General features: G+C 50.4%; 16 protein-coding genes. 4 read left to right on the top strand and 12 right to left on the bottom strand.

Annotation, left to right across the window (positions count from 1 at the left end; translation table 11 throughout):
- Positions 1–216: 216 nt before the first annotated feature.
- The 4 genes from K3G39_RS03720 to K3G39_RS03705 all read left to right on the top strand — a co-directional run bounded on the left by K3G39_RS03720 (position 217) and on the right by K3G39_RS03705 (position 3,090).
- Positions 217–528 carry a putative quinol monooxygenase gene (locus tag K3G39_RS03720; protein ID WP_220624829.1) on the top strand — a complete coding sequence of 104 codons (312 nt, stop codon included), beginning with the start codon at positions 217–219 and terminating at the stop codon, positions 526–528.
- A gap of 17 nt (positions 529–545) precedes the next feature.
- On the top strand, positions 546–1,211 hold the full coding sequence (locus tag K3G39_RS03715; protein WP_220624828.1) for a porin family protein: 666 nt from the start codon (positions 546–548) through the stop codon (positions 1,209–1,211).
- A gap of 400 nt (positions 1,212–1,611) precedes the next feature.
- On the top strand, positions 1,612–2,457 hold the full coding sequence (locus K3G39_RS03710) for a carboxypeptidase-like regulatory domain-containing protein (RefSeq protein WP_220624827.1): 846 nt from the start codon (positions 1,612–1,614) through the stop codon (positions 2,455–2,457).
- A gap of 24 nt (positions 2,458–2,481) precedes the next feature.
- Complete coding sequence (locus K3G39_RS03705; RefSeq protein WP_220624826.1) at positions 2,482–3,090, top strand: carboxypeptidase-like regulatory domain-containing protein; 609 nt, start codon at positions 2,482–2,484, stop codon at positions 3,088–3,090.
- A gap of 23 nt (positions 3,091–3,113) precedes the next feature.
- Here the strand turns inward: K3G39_RS03705 and hemA are convergent, their stop codons facing one another.
- From hemA to K3G39_RS03645, 12 genes are all read right to left on the bottom strand, one after another.
- A complete protein-coding gene (hemA, locus tag K3G39_RS03700) occupies positions 3,114–4,376 on the bottom strand; it encodes a glutamyl-tRNA reductase (protein ID WP_220624825.1) in 1,263 nt (420 codons plus the stop codon).
- A 95-nt stretch (positions 4,377–4,471) separates the two neighbouring features.
- Entirely contained in the window at positions 4,472–5,533 is a 1,062-nt protein-coding gene (locus K3G39_RS03695; RefSeq protein WP_220624824.1) for a response regulator, read from the bottom strand.
- Positions 5,530–6,762, bottom strand: a complete 1,233-nt coding sequence (locus K3G39_RS03690) for an ATP-binding protein (protein WP_220624823.1) — start codon at positions 6,760–6,762, stop codon at positions 5,530–5,532. The genes K3G39_RS03695 and K3G39_RS03690 overlap by 4 nt, the downstream gene beginning before the upstream one ends.
- A 96-nt stretch (positions 6,763–6,858) precedes the next feature.
- Complete coding sequence (locus K3G39_RS03685) at positions 6,859–7,305, bottom strand: response regulator (RefSeq protein WP_220624822.1); 447 nt, start codon at positions 7,303–7,305, stop codon at positions 6,859–6,861.
- Between the two features lie 6 nt (positions 7,306–7,311).
- Entirely contained in the window at positions 7,312–8,856 is a 1,545-nt protein-coding gene (locus K3G39_RS03680) for a PAS domain S-box protein (RefSeq protein WP_220624821.1), read from the bottom strand.
- Between the two features lie 41 nt (positions 8,857–8,897).
- The gene (gene nadB / locus K3G39_RS03675; protein ID WP_220624820.1) at positions 8,898–10,505 is read right to left on the bottom strand and encodes an L-aspartate oxidase; all 1,608 of its coding nucleotides are present in this window, start codon (positions 10,503–10,505) and stop codon (positions 8,898–8,900) included.
- A gap of 6 nt (positions 10,506–10,511) precedes the next feature.
- Positions 10,512–11,555 carry a quinolinate synthase NadA gene (nadA, locus tag K3G39_RS03670; protein ID WP_220624819.1) on the bottom strand — a complete coding sequence of 348 codons (1,044 nt, stop codon included), beginning with the start codon at positions 11,553–11,555 and terminating at the stop codon, positions 10,512–10,514.
- Between the two features lie 18 nt (positions 11,556–11,573).
- Positions 11,574–12,047, bottom strand: coding sequence for an Rrf2 family transcriptional regulator (locus tag K3G39_RS03665; protein ID WP_220624818.1), 474 nt, complete (start codon positions 12,045–12,047; stop codon positions 11,574–11,576).
- Positions 12,048–12,077: 30 nt separating this feature from the next.
- Positions 12,078–12,398, bottom strand: coding sequence for a metal-sulfur cluster assembly factor (locus K3G39_RS03660; RefSeq protein ID WP_220624817.1), 321 nt, complete (start codon positions 12,396–12,398; stop codon positions 12,078–12,080).
- Positions 12,399–12,444: 46 nt separating this feature from the next.
- Positions 12,445–13,761 carry a cytochrome C oxidase subunit I gene (locus K3G39_RS03655; protein WP_220624816.1) on the bottom strand — a complete coding sequence of 439 codons (1,317 nt, stop codon included), beginning with the start codon at positions 13,759–13,761 and terminating at the stop codon, positions 12,445–12,447.
- Positions 13,762–13,923: 162 nt separating this feature from the next.
- Entirely contained in the window at positions 13,924–14,742 is an 819-nt protein-coding gene (locus K3G39_RS03650) for a DUF2249 domain-containing protein (protein ID WP_220624815.1), read from the bottom strand.
- 2 nt (positions 14,743–14,744) lie between these two features.
- On the bottom strand, positions 14,745–15,245 hold the full coding sequence (locus tag K3G39_RS03645) for a hemerythrin domain-containing protein (RefSeq protein WP_220624814.1): 501 nt from the start codon (positions 15,243–15,245) through the stop codon (positions 14,745–14,747).
- Positions 15,246–15,318: the final 73 nt, after the last annotated feature.

The following is a 15,318-nucleotide window of genomic DNA, read 5'->3' as shown; positions in this document are numbered from 1 at the left end:
GGGCTTGATAGTAACTGGCTTTAAAATAAACTGTTTTTCCCGGATTGCCGTGCAGGAGCAGGGATAATTTGGAACATGTCTGCTGAAAGAAACATAATAGATGGCACTTCCTAAGTTATCGAATCACAAATACATAGAAAATTTCTATATTTAATGGCTACATCTCCTACTCCATAGGCTTAGCAGTAACATATTTTCCACTTTTATACCTGACTTATGAGCAAATACGGTCTGCACGGAAAACTAGAGGCGACAGCCGGTAATGGCACACAACTTGCCCGGATTCTCCTGGAAGCTTCTAGGCTGGTTGCAAAGGCAAAAGGCTGTCGGCTATACCTGGTAAGCCAGGAAAGCGCCGGTTCTGATGCCGTTTGGGTCACTGAGGTATGGGACAGCAAAGAAGAACACGACATCTCCCTTCAGGTGCCCGGTGTGAAAGAACTCATCGCACAAGCCATGCCTCTGTTGGCTGGCAGACCCGAGAAAGGCCAGGAACTGGAAGTGCTAGGTGGATATGTTTCTAAATAAACGTTAACCATTACTTCATGAGGTTATTTTTACTATCGCTTATCTTCAATTTTATACTTATCGGCTTTTGCACTGCCCAGGTTCGGCAGCCTTCTACCGCTTACACTGGTGTCGGGCTAAAGGGTGGCTCAAGTTTCTCCTCGTTTAGCTTCGATCCTTCTGAAAACCAGGGTTGGGCAACTGGCTATACTGCTGGCCTTTTACTCAAGCATGCAGTACGGGTGAATGAGAATGAACCAATGATGGGGATACAGGTGGAGCTAAACTGGGTACAGCGTGGTTGGTCAGATAAGATTGACTCTGCGACTACCTATACCCGGTCACTCCATTACATCGAGCTACCTTTTATGACGCATGCTATATGGGGGCATAAAAACACTAAATATCTAGCCAACTTTGGTCCTGCTATCAGCTATCTTGTTTCGAACCGTGACAGCATACCAGCTATCTCAGACAAGGAGCATGATGGCTATTACCAGAATGAGATTGAAAAGCCTTGGCTCGTGGGTCTCACCTTAGGGGCAGGCCTGCAGCACACCTCTGCACTCGGCACCTTACAGTTAGAAGCAAGAATCACACAGAGTCTGAACAACATTATGACTAAAAGGCAACAGGTTGTCTCCGCCAGAAATACCAATATCACAATTACATTAGCTTATTTGCTAGAACTCCGACCTAAATAAGTGAGCACTTAATTTTCCAATGAATAGTTTTACTGCCATTCAACTATTACTCTCAGGCGATTAATCCACATCAGACAAGAACAAGCAACTACCCTCTGCTCATTTAGATCTGATCGAGTGGGCATTTTATGAGGAGCTATATTGTATGATGAGACATATAGTGACCATTCGAAACAATTTCTGGCAGGGTGCCTGCGCAAGTTAATGCGTTTATACCTGAGCTATCGCCTGTGTCTACCTTAATCAGGTATAAATGACGAAGCACTAAATTCTCCTCCCAATCCATTGTTGGGAAATTTTCCCTGGCGCTTGCAACCTCTGTTATAAAAATTGAATCTTCCAGATAACAGCTATACCTAAAAAGGGATTAACTAGCTAAAACCTCCAGGAGATTCAAACGATGCCAGAAAACAAACTGACCCGACTGTTTATCACGTTTTTCTTGCTGCTCACAACCAGCATCACTTTTGGACAAGGCTTTCAGATAAGTGGTACCGTTCAGAGCGCCGCACAGCAGCAGGCTATACCTTACGTCAACATCGGCATCAAAAAGAAGAACATCGGCACGGCAACCAGGCCGGACGGCAGCTTCAAAATTAATCTGAAAGAAGAAAACAGGCAGGACACGCTCACTTTCTCTGCTATTGGGCACAACGAGCTTTCGCTACCGGTTTCTTCTATCCTTTCTAACCGTAACACCCGCTTCGAGCTCACCGAAAAAACCACCGCATTGCACGAAGTCGTCATCAGCAGCAAAGCGCCTAAAATAAAAAAAATCGGTACTACTTCGCGCAATCCGTTTCTCTATGGCTCTGCTGAAACTGTTCACTCAGAGGACATATCCGAACTGGGCAAGTTTATCAAGCTCAACAATAAAACTTCCGAAATTCTGTCTGCCACGGTATACCTGCGCAGCATCAAACTCGATTCTGCTACTTTCCGCATCAATCTGTATAAGAACACAGCAGGTATGCCGGGCGAGCGATTGGTCGAGAAGAGCGTCATCAGGCGGCTGCCGCTTACGCAGGGCTGGGTCACGGTTCCGCTTGAGCAGTATGGCCTGGTGGTGGACGAGGATTTCTTTTTAGGTATAGAGTATCTGCCCGATTACAGCAAGCACGAGAAATACATCTTTATTTACGGGGCTGCGTTCGGTGGCAGCTTCTACTCCCGGAAAGCCAGCCTGGGCGACTGGGAAAAAGGTCTAGGTGGCCGGTTGGCGGCTTATGTCACGGTGAGGCAGTAACGGTTCTGGCTATACCTGCGCACTATGAAAAGAAACCTGGTTGTCTCCGCTGCTACTTTTTTGTTGTTACTTCTGGCTAGCACTGCAACACTGGGGCAGCACAGTCTGCCTATAGACAAACAGGTGATTCAGTTCTCAGGTATGGTATATGCAAGCGATAGCGTCACAGCTCTGGAAGGCGTGGCCGTGTATGTACCGGGCACCAAAAGAGGGACGTATACCCGCAAAAGCGGTTATTTCTCAATGCCAGTTGTGGCAGGCGATACGGTAGTTTTTGGTGCCCTCGGTTATGAAAAGCTATACCTGGCTGTTCCTTTGGAGACCACTGAAGGCCAGCTGACGCTAAAAATTGTGCTCGAAAGAAAAGAGAATAAGTTGCCTACTGTGGATGTGATGCCCTGGGCAACAGAGTATGATCTGAGACAAGCCGTTTTGCGCACCAAACTTCCTGAAGATCCTAAAGATCAACTACCCGTTATACCTCCTCCTTTCGTTTACAAATCGATTAGGGATATGCCCGCCATGGATGCTAAAGCCAATTTCAGGTATGGACAAAAAATATTGCAGGATCAGCGGGAATCGCGCTACAGGGTGCCGGATATTCTGAAGATCTTTTCAATTCCCATAAACTAGCAATAAGTACCGACAGGTATAGCCTAGGCTTCCTGTTTTTCGAGGTTAAACAGTGCGCTCAATCCTTCCAGCAGGGCCTCCGACCCACCACGCTGGCAGGCTGCTTTCAGCTCCAGGGCAGGCAGTTTTACGATCTTGTTGAGGATGTTTTTGGTGATGGCTTCCACAAGCTCTTTTTGGTCATCGCCCAGTTTCTTGGTATAGCGGGCTAACTCCTGCTGACGAATTTCCTCCAGACGATTTTTGAACTGCTGCAGGGCCGGCGACATGGCCATTTCGCGGGTCCAGGTGCTGAACTCCGCCAGCGCTTCTGTTATAATTTCCTTAACCTGAGGAATGGCAGCTATGCGGATGGCCAGCGCCTCGGTGGCTCGGTTACGAATATTGTCTACGTTGTATACCCTGGTGTTTGGCAGGGCTTCGATCGCGGCATCGATGCTGCGCGGCATGGAAAGGTCTACAAAGAACTGGGGAGCATTTTCACCTAACTTCGCCACATCAGTCTGTCCTATAAAAAAGCAGTCGCCTGGCACAGACGAGATCACCACATCCGCATTCGCCATTTCTTCCCAAACATTCTCCCAGTAAATAGCACGGGCATTGGTTTTCTGCGCCAGTTCCAAAGCTTTGTGATGCGTACGGTTGGCGATGGCCACGTTACTGATCTTCGACTTTCCGAAGTTGTCGCACACATTGGCGCCGATCTCCCCTACCCCGATCATGAGTACACGCGGATCAACCATCCCTCTGGTAAGCTCCTCTACCAACTCTACCGTAGCGTACGATACCGAAGCAGCACCATCAAAAAAGGCGGTCTGGTTGAATACCTGCTTATTGGTATAGAAGATGGTATGCATCAGCCTGTGCAGAAAAGGACCGGCCATATCAGCATCGGCTGTCCACTGGTAGGCTTTTTTCACCTGATTCAGTATCTGCATATCGCCCACCACCTGCGACTCCAGCCCCAGCGACACATAAAATAAGTGCTGTACCGCCTGCTGGTGATCGGTGATGTGCTGGAAATAAGTTGAAATCTCTTTTGTTGCGATAAAGCCCTTCTCAATTGCGATCAGTTTGATGATTTCGCGGGAAAGGTCTTGTGCAGCGGCGTAGTAGACCTCCGTACGGTTACAGGTAGAAAGCACCATCACATCCTGCGCATTGGTAAACTCGCGTATCTTATCGAGCAGATTACGACAGCCGATTTCGTTGAGCGATACGGCTTCACGTACGGCGATAGGTGCTTGCTTGTAAGATAATGTAAGGGCTTTAAACTGGTTTTGCATGTCTTTCTCTCAGATACAATGCAAATTTCTTAAAACCTGGGTTCGGAAAGTATGACTTTCGTCACTTTCAGGCAGGAGAAATGTCAATGTTTCTCTTAATTCCGCATCCGCTCCAGTTTCTGTGCATTCAGAATGGTGATCTTGCTGCCGCGGGTGTCGATCAGGTGCTCGTCTTTAAAATCAGCCAGGGTACGGATCACCGTCTCTTTGGAAGCGCCCACAATACTGGCCAGATCCTCGCGCGTGATCGATACTTCTGACTTGTAGTTCGGGTCTTCTTTGTATTGCCTTTCTACGAACAGCAATGCCTCTGCTACACGCTTGCGCACCGAGTTGTAGGCCAGTTTCAGCAAACGCTCTTCCCGATCGGCCAGGTTGTCTGACAGGATCTTGATGAATTTGCCCGCTACGTCGCGGTTCTGGTAGAGCAAGGTATAGAAATCCTCGCGCGGAATAATGTATACCTCGGAATCCTCGAGCGCCATCGCCGACTCGCGGTAAGCTTTCTCTTCCAGCAAATCGAGGTAGCCGATAAAATCACCGTCTTTGTAGAGGCAGGTGATGTACTCCCGGCCTTCCTCGTTCGATTTGTAGGTCTTGATCTTGCCCTTGTTCAGGAAGTACAGGTTACTTGGATAATTGCCTTCCGAGAACAGATGCTGCTTTTTGCGGAACACCGTCACACGGCGGTTTTCAGAAATCAGTTTGTTGAGCTCTTCATACCCTTTTGCTTCCTGTATAAAATTGTCGAGGCCCTGCACGTTACGCTGAAACTCAGCCTTCAAGATCTCATTTTTCTTCAGGCGCATCTCCACCACGTCCAGCAACTCCACATCATCGAAGGGTTTTGTCAGGTAATCATCCGCTCCCAGGTTCATGCCTTTGCGGAAGTCTTCTTTCTCTGATTTGGCCGTCAGAAAGACAAAGGGAATACTGGCCGTTTCAGGGAATTTGCTGAGCATGTGCAGCACGCCATAACCGTCGAGCTGGGGCATCATGATATCGCAGATGATCAGGTCCGGGTGTTCTTTTTTGGCCAGGTCAACACCCAGTTTGCCATTGGGAGCTTCGAGTACCTGGTAGTTGGCCAGCGACAGGATCTCGGCTGTGTTCTCCCGTATCTCCTGATTATCTTCAATCAGTAATATCTTTTTCATATCTGTGCGGTATATGGCAACATGATGGTGAAGGTGGTGCCGTGGCCCAGTTGGCTTTCATAGCGCAGCTCGCCACCCATTATTTCTACATATTTTTTAACGATGTTGAGCCCCAGACCCGTTCCCTGTATGTTGGTGACGTTCTGCGCTCTGAAGAAAGGCGTAAACAAGTGCGTTTTGTCTTCGTCAGGTATACCGATGCCTTCGTCGCGCACTTCCAGGGTAATAATCCCTTCCTGGATGGATGTCGTAAACCAGATCGTACTATCCTCTCCTGAGTATTTGCTGCCATTGGAGAGCAGGTTGATCATGACATTGCGCATGAGCTGCTTATCCAGGTATACCGTCTGCTGCGTACCTTCGTGCCGGTAATCAATGCGCTGCCCCTCTTTCAGGAAGCCCTGCATTTCGTCGACCACTTCTGCCGAGAAGCCCTGCAGATCAAAGGTACTTGGCACGTTGTTGATCTTCCCCTCCTCCATCCTGCTGATCGACAGGAAGTCGTTGAGGATATTGGTCAGGTTATGCACCGCCGACTTGATCCGCCCCACGTGCTTCAGGCGTTTTTCATCGTCTTCGGCAGTTTTATACTTTGTAATGAGCGATGCGGAGGAAAGAACCGTGCTGAGCGGTGTGCGGAACTCGTGCGAGGCAATGGTCACGAAGCGCGACTTGAGTTCGTGCAGCTCCTTCTCCTTTTGCAGTGCCTTGTATATTTCAGTCTGTGCCTTTTTTAGCGTCCGGTTCGCCTTCTCCAGGTTTTGTATAGCTGCGGCCAGTTCCTGTGTGCGCTCCTCAACACGCTGTTCCAACTCGGTGTTCAGCTTCTGAATTTCGGCCAGGCTCTTGGCGTGTTCAATACTATACCTGATCGAACGCTCCAGATCGTAAGGGTTGAAAGTGCCCTTTACAAGGTAATCCTGGGCGCCGGCCCGCATGGCTTTCTCGTCGGTTTCGCGGTCGCTTTGCCCTGTAAGCAGAATAAAGGGTGCTGCTATTCCTTCATTCACGGCCTTTGTGATCAGCTCCAGTCCATCATGCGCACCCAGCCTGAAATCGACCAGGTATACATGGTGCCGCTGCTCCCTGATAATATCGATTGCCTTGCTAAAGGAAGGCGCCCACTCGAGCACGTAGTTGCGCCCGGGTATATCATCCATAATATCCCGCGTAATGATGAAATCATCCTCATCATCATCCACCAGCAAAACACGTATTCTGTCAAGCATATTATGAGTTTGGGAGTTTGGGGGTTTGAGAGTTCTGAGTTCTGAGTCTCGAGTTCTGAGTTAAAAAACTCGCGACTCGTAACTCGCGACTCAAACCTACGGTTTGGGCAGCTCTACAATTTCAAACCAATACTTGCTCAGGGTGCGCATCACGTCCACGAGCGAGCTGAAAGTGACCGGCTTGGTGATGAAAGAGCTCACGCCCAGATCGTAGGTACGCAGAATATCCTCCTCGGCCTTGGAAGTAGTGAGTACCACCACGGGCAGCACGCGCAGGTGTTCGTCGGCTTTTATTTCCTTCAGCGCCTCGCGACCGTCTTTTTTCGGCATGTTCAGATCAAGCAGAATAAGGCCCGGTGTCTGGTATTTTTCCTTATCGGTGAACCTGCCGCGGTTGTGCAGGTAGTCCATCAGCTCTTCGCCGTTTTCTACAAACTGTATCGCATTGCTCAGTCGGTTTTCGTCCAGCGCCTCTTTAATGAGCATACGATCTTCGGCGTCGTCGTCGGCTATCAGTATCACAATAGGTCTATTCGATTTCATTGGCGTTTATTCCTTCAGGTGAGTTTTTGCTAAAGTAACAATAAAATGCGTACCCTCGCCCGGCTTACTTTTGGCTGTGATGTCTCCTCCGTGCCGGATCGCAATTTTACGGCAGATGGCCAGCCCTATACCGGAGCCCTCATACTTCTGCCCTTCCAGTCGTTGAAAGATATTGAAGATCCGGTCCAGGTACTTCTCCTCAAAGCCAATGCCGTTGTCCTCTACATGCAGCTCCACCAGTTCGTCGCCCGGCGTGGAGGTCATATGCGCTTTTACCTGCACTTCTTTGGCGTATACCTTCACCACAGGATCCACTTCATCTTTGCGGAACTTGATGGCATTGCTGATCAGGTTCTGCAGCAGCTGGCGCAACTGCGTAGGTTCTGCCTGAATGACCGGCAGCTGCTCTACCTCCACTTTGGCATGTGAGCGTTCTATGGCAATTTCCAGATCCGAGATCACGTCACGCGCAATCTGGTTCAGGTCTGTTTTCACAAAAGGCTTGGACTTGGAAGTAACTCTTGAAAAAGTGAGCAAGTCGTTGATCAGGTTCTGCATCCGGCTGGCTGCGTTGAGCATGCGATCCACATAGTCCTTGCCCTGATCGCTCAGGTTCTCGTACTCCTTCATTTTGAGTCGGTCACCGAAGGCCTGAATCTTGCGCAGAGGCTCCTGCAAATCGTGCGACGAAACGTAGGCAAAATCCTGCAACTCGCGGTTGCTTCGCTCCAGTTCGGCGGCATAGCGGCGCAGGCGCTCTTCGGTTACTTTCTGTCGGGTGATGTCGTGTATGAAGCCGGTGTATACCTTGCGGTCGGCCAGGTATACTTCGCTGATGCTCAGGTATAGCGGGAAGATGGTACCGTCTTTTTTGAGCCCGGTTACCTCGCGGCCTATACCTATAATGCGCTTCTCGCCCGTCTCGTGGTAGTGGTGCATGTAGTTGTCATGCAGACTCTTATCCGGCTCTGGCATGAGCAGGTTGATCTTGCGGCCAATTACCTCCGACTCACCATAGCCAAACAGCCTGCAGGCCGATGGGTTGATCATTTCAATCACACCGCGTGTGTCGATAGTAATGATACCGTCTACAGCAGTCTGGATGATGGAATTGATGCGGCTTTCGCTTTCGCGCAACGCGGCCTCTGTTTTTTTGAGTTCCGTGATGTCGTGTATGATACCGGTAAAGATCTGCTTGTCGTGCAAGTTCACTTCGCTGATGCTGAGCAGAAACGGAAACACAACGCCGTCTTTCTTTTTGCCCAGTACTTCGCGCCCTTTGCCGATGATTTGCCCTACCCCGGTGCGGTGGTAGTTGTCGAGGTATTTGTCGTGCAGACTATGGTCTGGCTCCGGCATGAGCATGCTCACATTATTACCTATTATCTCTTCGGGCTGATAGCCAAAAATATGCGCCGCCGCCGGGTTAACGGATTCTACAACGCCCCTGCGGTCGATGGTGATGATGCCATCGATTGCTGTTTCGATAATGGCTTTCAGTCGAGACGCATTGTCTAAAAGCTGATTAGATGAATTTTCGTACTCTTCCAAGTGTGTTTAATTTCCTAAATATAAGCAGTACGGCCCTATTCTCAAAAAAGTGCCTGTATACCTGTTTCAGAAATATCTTTTAAAACTGCTCTGTACGGAGTGCGATTTTTGTCAGGACGAGTATTCGTGACGAAATGACCACCCACACTCTCCTGTCTGGCCAATGCGGCTTTGGTTATGAGTTCGGCTACGGTGATCAGGTTCTGCAGTTCCAGTACCTCCTGTTGTATACCTGTCAGGTAGGCTATACCTCTCCCCTTGCGCTGCAAATCTTCGAGTTCGGTCTGGCATCGCTGCAAACCCATTGCTGATCGAACAATGCCGGCCTGTTCCCATAGTAGCTTTTGCAGTCTGTTGCGATTTCGCGCTATCTCTTCCCGCATCCCATACCACAACTCGCCCACGTCATTTTTTTCTAAGCTTACAGGTATAGCTTCCAATTTCTTAGGAACCAAATGCGCTATATGCCCTGCGGCACTCTGCGCAAATACTACGCCTTCCAGCAGCGAGTTACTGGCCAGCCGGTTTGCTCCATGCAGACCCGTGCAGGCCACTTCTCCTATCGCATAAAGCCGGTCAATGGAGGTCAGCCCACTCAGATCTGTTTTCACGCCGCCACACTGGTAATGCGCCGCCGGTACAATTGGTATAAGCTCCTTTTCGACATCAATACCAATAGTGGTACACTTATGATAAATAGAAGGAAAGTTTTCGGAAACCTTGCCGGCAGGTAAATGGCGTACATCCAGGTATAGACAGGGACTTTGGTGGCGCTGCATTTCGGTGAGTACGGCGCGGGCAACAATGTCGCGGGGGGCCAAAGAACCCAGCGGATGATACAGGTGCATGAAGCGGCTGCCGTCCGGCAAAACCAGCTCCGCTCCCGCTCCCCGCAGCGCCTCGCTGATCAGGAAAACTTCGCCGTTGGGTTGATATAAAGCAGTCGGGTGAAACTGGAAGAACTCCATGTGCTGGATATCGGCTCCCGCACGGGCAGCCATGGCCAGTCCGTCGCCGGTGGCTATACCTGGGTTGGTGGTATATTGGTATACCTGACCGGAGCCGCCAGTGGCCAGCACCACCGCTTGTGCAGGTATAGACCGCACCTCCTGTGTGTGCAGATCCAGCACCTGTACGCCATAGCAAAACGTACCTGTACTGCTGGTATCGGTGAGTAGTTCTATACCCATCTGATGTTCCTGCACGAAGATGTTGGGGTGACGCCGCACCGCTTTTCCCAGCGCTTGCTGCACGCTGCGGCCCGTATGGTCTTTTACATGCACAACGCGGTGATGGCTGTGGCCACCTTCCAGCCCGAGGGCCATATCGCCTGATGCTGCTTTGTCGAAACCTACGGCTATACCTTGCAACCAGCGTATAGCAGCCGGCGCCTCTTGCACCACATAACGCACAGCTACCTCGTCACAGAGTCCGGCACCGGCCTCCAATGTGTCCTGCACATGCTGCTCGAAAGTGTCGGTTGGGTCGAGGACGACGGCTATACCACCCTGCGCGTAGGCAGTGTTAGTTTCGGAAAAGTTAGCCTTGCAGAGCACCAGTACGCGGCCATGGACAGCGGCCTGCAGGGCAAACGTGAGCCCCGCAACACCACTGCCTAACACCACGAAGTCAAAATCCGGTGCTTTCATTTTCAATTAGGTAAATTTCAACATGCGCTCAATCGGCAGCAAAGCCCGCTGGCGAATGTCCAGGTCTAAATCCACGGTATACATACGCTCTGCCTCTGTGCCGATGGCCCGCAAGGCCTGCAGCGTACGCTGTACCGTAATCTTTTTCATGTGCGGACACTTAATGCAAGGCACGATGAATTCCTTCTCCGGATACATACCACGCAAAGTAGCACCCAGGTCGCACTCCGAGCCCAGAATGAACTGCCGTGACTTGCTTTCACCCACAAAATGAAGAATGTCTGATGTGCTACCTACTACCCCACCTGCACCGGTCAGGGCATCGGCTACGGTATCGTCCGGCACTTCCCAGTGCACGAGCACCTGCGCCTCGGGGTACATCAGTTTAAGTCCGTTGATGCGCTGCGGCGTGAACTGTTCGTGCACCTCGCACTTGCCTTCCCACAGGATCAGTTCCTTGCCGGTCTCGGCTTTGATGCGGGTCTGGAGGTTGCGGCCCATGAACAGGTCTGGCAGGAAAATCAGGCGGTCGGAATCAAAGGAACGGGCAATGTCCATTGCATTACGGGAGGTGCAGCAAATGTCGGCTTCGGCTTTGGTCTCGGCGTAAGTATTAATGTAGGCCACCACCGGCACGCCCGGGTACTGCGCTTTGAGTTTGCGCACATCGGCACCTGTTATACTCTCCGCCAGCGAACAGCCTGCCTCAAAACTCGGCAACAAAACCTGCTTGGCCGGATTCAGGATTTTGGCGGTTTCGGCCATAAACTTCACACCACAGAAAATGATGTTGTCGGCTTCCACGCTCTTGGCGGCTACGCTTAAACCGAGTGAGTCACCCACAAAGTCGGCTATACCTCCGTCGTTGTGGTGCACCTGCAACTCAGGCGACATGTAGAAGTGCGATAAGATCACCGCGTTCTTCTCGCGCTTCAATTCCCGGATCTCTTCTACCACCTCCTGCAGGGCGGTAATCTCTTCGGTTTGGGCAAAAGGGTGCATGGCTCTGAATTTTTCAGAGAAGGCACCCTGTGTCAGGGACGCTGTCATTGTATGTTTCAGGGTTGTTTAAGCGATGCCGCGGGCTTGGCCGTTCAGCACTTCTTCGGGTTGATTTTTAATAAAATATTTTCCGGTCTGCACATCATCTACCAGACTCTGTATCGTTTTCTCGCGGAATACCTGCAACAGGTGGTTGCGGTATACCTTGATTTCGTCGTGCAGGGGACAAGGGTGCTTGTCGGAGCATTGTTTCATACCCATTCCGCACTTTTTAAAGGCCTCGAGTCCGTCTATTATGCTTACTACTTCCAGTATGCTGATTTCATTAGCCGGACGATGCAGGAAAAAACCGCCATGGGGGCCTTTGACAGAGGCAATGACGCCTTTGCGCACCATATCCTGCAGGATCTTGCCTATAAAATGGGTGGGCAGCTCCAGTTCGTTCGCTATTTCTTTGATGCCTACACGCTTGTTTTCCTGGTCAGCCATCGCAATGTACACGATGGATCGCAAGGCATATTCTGTTGTTTTCGAAAGCATAACCTTATCTTAAAACGGAACGCAAAACTATCAGGTATTTCCTAATTGTCGCATGCCTTCCTCACTTATCATATCCGGCGTCCACGGCGGAAGCCATACCAGTTCTACTTCTATATCCAGGTTCGGGAAGCGCTTGTCTAGCATTTGCCTGGCTGCTGTCGTGATCGTACCACTCATCGGGCAGCCCGGTGTAGTGAGCGTCAATTCTACCTGCAGCTTCTCCTCCTCTTCCTTCAGGGTCACTTTGTATACCAGTCCGAGGTCGACAATGTTTATGCCGATCTCCGGGTCGATGATGTACTTGAGCGCTTCATACGCTTCGTTGACGAGCTCCTGTTCCTGCGTTTTCATAAGTTCATTGAGTTCTGAGTCCCGAGTTCTGAGTCTTGAGTTTTCATTAATTTGCTCCTTTTGCTGCCTTTTCATAGCCGAATGGTTTTAAATCTTTCACCTTGTGCAACAGCACTTTAAACACGTTGCCGGCATACAGCACCGCCGCAATACTCAAGAGCACCGCCCCCACCAAAATAATAGTCTGCTCGGCCAGCAACACACCAGCCAGTAAACCCACCAGCCCGACAATATAGGCGATATTCTGCCAGCGCAGCAATGTTACGCTATACATGTCCTTCGGCATAGGTGTTTTGAAACGGCCCACATAATCTTCGTAACTGTGCATCCAGACGATAAAGGGAAGCGTTTTAAAGGTCTGCCCGAGTATCAGCGCCGACACGAAGCCGAAGAAGATGGAAAGCCCATACACCAGGTATAGCGCCGACAGCAGGCGTTGCGGCAGTCCAAGCTGCAGCGTCACTACAAACACGAGCACGATGGGCAGGATCAGCAGCGTCAGGGCCACAAATGTCTGCTTCATACCTAAATCCAGGTCGGGCCGTTTTCCAAGGCATTTAGCCTGGTAGAGGAAGTAAAGGAAGCAGGCTATACCTGCTACAACCATAAGCGCATAGAGCGCATAGAAACCGGTGTGTAGAAACAGGTGATCCAACGCAAAAAGTACCAGCCCGCCATTAATTAGGTAATAGCTCCAGTTCAGGCTGCGGGTATCTTCAGGGTGGGCCAGCAGGAACATAGGGATCAGTTTAGAGCCCACGCCTACGATCAGGAGCAGGAACCAGCCCGCCATACCTATGTGCGCATGCAGTTGCAGATAATGCACATGGTCCTGTGGCAGAAAAGGATATTGAAAGTTGAAAACCATCAGCACGCCCACCAGCCCTGTGGCTACGAGCCATACCACCGAAGTGACCATAAAATCGGCCTCTATCCCCCATTTCTTCACCTGCCGGGCAGTTTGCACAACGTTACAGGCAAAGAGCAGGAACGATATGAACAGCAGACAAGCCGCTATGTGCATGATGGTGCCTACCCAGAAATTCCAAAAGGAAATGGTGAGCAGGATAGTACCGGTTGATAGTAAAGCAAAGGCCCAGGTTCCTAGCTTTTCACTGTATAGCCGTACCTCCAGCACCACTGGCAGCAGCTGATAAACCGATCCGAAGATGATCATGGTTGCCCAGCCCAGCGCCGCCACGTGCGTGAGGGTAAGCAGTTTCGGGTGGAAATAATGCCCGCCAAAAGCATCGGTTGAAAAGACCAGCAGCAGGCACAGCACCACAAACGACACCGCCGCGAAAGCGTAGTGCGGCAGCACAAGCCATTTGGAGGGTGAATTAGAAACAGTTGCGGCGCTCATGCGTATGGTTGTTGGTTGTTAGTTGTTTCACTTCTTTCATTGTCATTTCGCATGCAATGAGAAATCTGAAAACATTAATTCCTGTTCACAATATCCAGATTTCTCCCGCTGGTCGAAATGACAAAAGTCATTTAAATTGACAGCATTAATACACCACAAGGCCTACCTGTATATCAGCAAATTCACCTCGTTCGGCCCAACTTCTTTTATACTTACCTTAAATCCTCGCTCCGTTAATTGCGGCAGCAGAAACTGCGGAACTTTGCGGTGATGCACATACAGCGCCTTGTCCTTCGGCAGCGTTTCCAGGGCACCAAGTATAGACACCATCGGTTGCGGCATCTCCATCTGGCGCACGTCCATTGGCTGCAGCTTGCCGCTATACCTGGCCAACAGTTCATCGAAGTTTTCCTCGATAACGGTTGGATTTACTTTTACCTCTTCCCCTGCGCTTTGTTTCTTAAAGTATGTCTTCACCAGGTGAGGCCCCAGCGTTTCGGTATAGTACTCGAAGCCTTTGGGGCGGATGATAGCGATCAGCGGAATTGGCTCGAAGGTATTGACTATGCAAAGCACCTGTTCGGGATTTAGCTTGTTTACCGCGTCCATGATCTGCAGAAAAGGGTCGTCGCCTTTGGCGATGGTGTCGCGAACGTCCAGCACAAGGGTATCTTCCTGCTTCAGATTCGCCATAAAAGCGGGTCTTTCCAAAACATCGTTTTCCATAGGTATAGCCCTTTTGCTGTGAGTTGGTTTTGATGCGATGCTGAAGCCCAGCGGTTCCAGCTTTTCATAGAAATCCTCCACCCGGCACTTGCCAATGCGGGCAGCATCGGCGATGGTCACCCGCGAAGCCAGCACCTTGCGCAGCACGGGGTTCCGCAGCTTCTCAAAGTGCTTGTTGATCGACACGATGGCCTCTATAGCCGCAGGGTTCTCCCGCAGTATAGTTGAGATTCGGGTGGTAGCAGACAGTTCCATGATTAACTTACCTTTTTATTTTCCCAGAAAGCAGGCAAAAACTCGTCCAACGGCTCCTGCAGGTCATGCTCCAGCAACCGGCCCACATCAGCCAGTTCCTCCGGATCGGCCACCGTCTGCAGGTAGGGGAACAGCTCGCGTTCTTCCCAACGGATGTGGTCGGTCAGGTCCTGTTGCAGCGTTACAATAAGAGAGGTATTCAGATTCTTTTGCTTATTGATCAGGCCGATGATGGCTTCGATTAGCTGATGCTCTTCATGTATTCTGATAGAGTTCACATCATCTTTGGGCAAAAGTCTTTTCACGATCACTTCCTCCTCCTGGCAGTGTGCTTTCAGAATGTTTTTCCAGAAATAATCGGTGTACTGGCGCATCAGCTCAAAAGAAGTGCCGTTGGCCATACCTTGCTTCAGTTTCCAGCAGAACAGCAGTCCGAAGTGGTGTTCGCGGGAGAGCGGCACCAGGCTTTTGTCTCGTTTCAGTGGTTTGGTTGCAGTTGTCATAGTTGTGGTGGGCTTTGCCCGTAGGGGTAATGGGGCAGACCACGGTTCCTTCCACAGCCTGCCCTGATATCCT

Source organism: Pontibacter sp. HSC-14F20 (genome assembly GCF_019599265.1).
In the GTDB taxonomy this organism is placed as follows: Bacteria; Bacteroidota; Bacteroidia; order Cytophagales; family Hymenobacteraceae; genus Pontibacter.
This window is presented reverse-complemented; position numbering and strand designations above follow the sequence as displayed.

Excerpts from the sequence above, each read along its gene's own strand:
- K3G39_RS03720 (WP_220624829.1), top strand. The coding sequence starts at position 217 with ATGAGCAAATACGGTCTGCACGGAAAACTAGAGGCGACAGCCGGTAAT.
- K3G39_RS03715 (WP_220624828.1), top strand. The coding sequence starts at position 546 with ATGAGGTTATTTTTACTATCGCTTATCTTCAATTTTATACTTATCGGC.
- K3G39_RS03710 (WP_220624827.1), top strand. The coding sequence starts at position 1,612 with ATGCCAGAAAACAAACTGACCCGACTGTTTATCACGTTTTTCTTGCTG.
- K3G39_RS03705 (WP_220624826.1), top strand. The coding sequence starts at position 2,482 with ATGAAAAGAAACCTGGTTGTCTCCGCTGCTACTTTTTTGTTGTTACTT.
- hemA (WP_220624825.1), bottom strand. The coding sequence starts at position 4,376 with ATGCAAAACCAGTTTAAAGCCCTTACATTATCTTACAAGCAAGCACCT.
- K3G39_RS03695 (WP_220624824.1), bottom strand. The coding sequence starts at position 5,533 with ATGAAAAAGATATTACTGATTGAAGATAATCAGGAGATACGGGAGAAC.
- K3G39_RS03690 (WP_220624823.1), bottom strand. The coding sequence starts at position 6,762 with ATGCTTGACAGAATACGTGTTTTGCTGGTGGATGATGATGAGGATGAT.
- K3G39_RS03685 (WP_220624822.1), bottom strand. The coding sequence starts at position 7,305 with ATGAAATCGAATAGACCTATTGTGATACTGATAGCCGACGACGACGCC.
- nadB (WP_220624820.1), bottom strand. The coding sequence starts at position 10,505 with ATGAAAGCACCGGATTTTGACTTCGTGGTGTTAGGCAGTGGTGTTGCG.
- nadA (WP_220624819.1), bottom strand. The coding sequence starts at position 11,555 with ATGACAGCGTCCCTGACACAGGGTGCCTTCTCTGAAAAATTCAGAGCC.
- K3G39_RS03665 (WP_220624818.1), bottom strand. The coding sequence starts at position 12,047 with ATGCTTTCGAAAACAACAGAATATGCCTTGCGATCCATCGTGTACATT.
- K3G39_RS03660 (WP_220624817.1), bottom strand. The coding sequence starts at position 12,398 with ATGAAAACGCAGGAACAGGAGCTCGTCAACGAAGCGTATGAAGCGCTC.
- K3G39_RS03655 (WP_220624816.1), bottom strand. The coding sequence starts at position 13,761 with ATGAGCGCCGCAACTGTTTCTAATTCACCCTCCAAATGGCTTGTGCTG.
- K3G39_RS03650 (WP_220624815.1), bottom strand. The coding sequence starts at position 14,742 with ATGGAACTGTCTGCTACCACCCGAATCTCAACTATACTGCGGGAGAAC.
- K3G39_RS03645 (WP_220624814.1), bottom strand. The coding sequence starts at position 15,245 with ATGACAACTGCAACCAAACCACTGAAACGAGACAAAAGCCTGGTGCCG.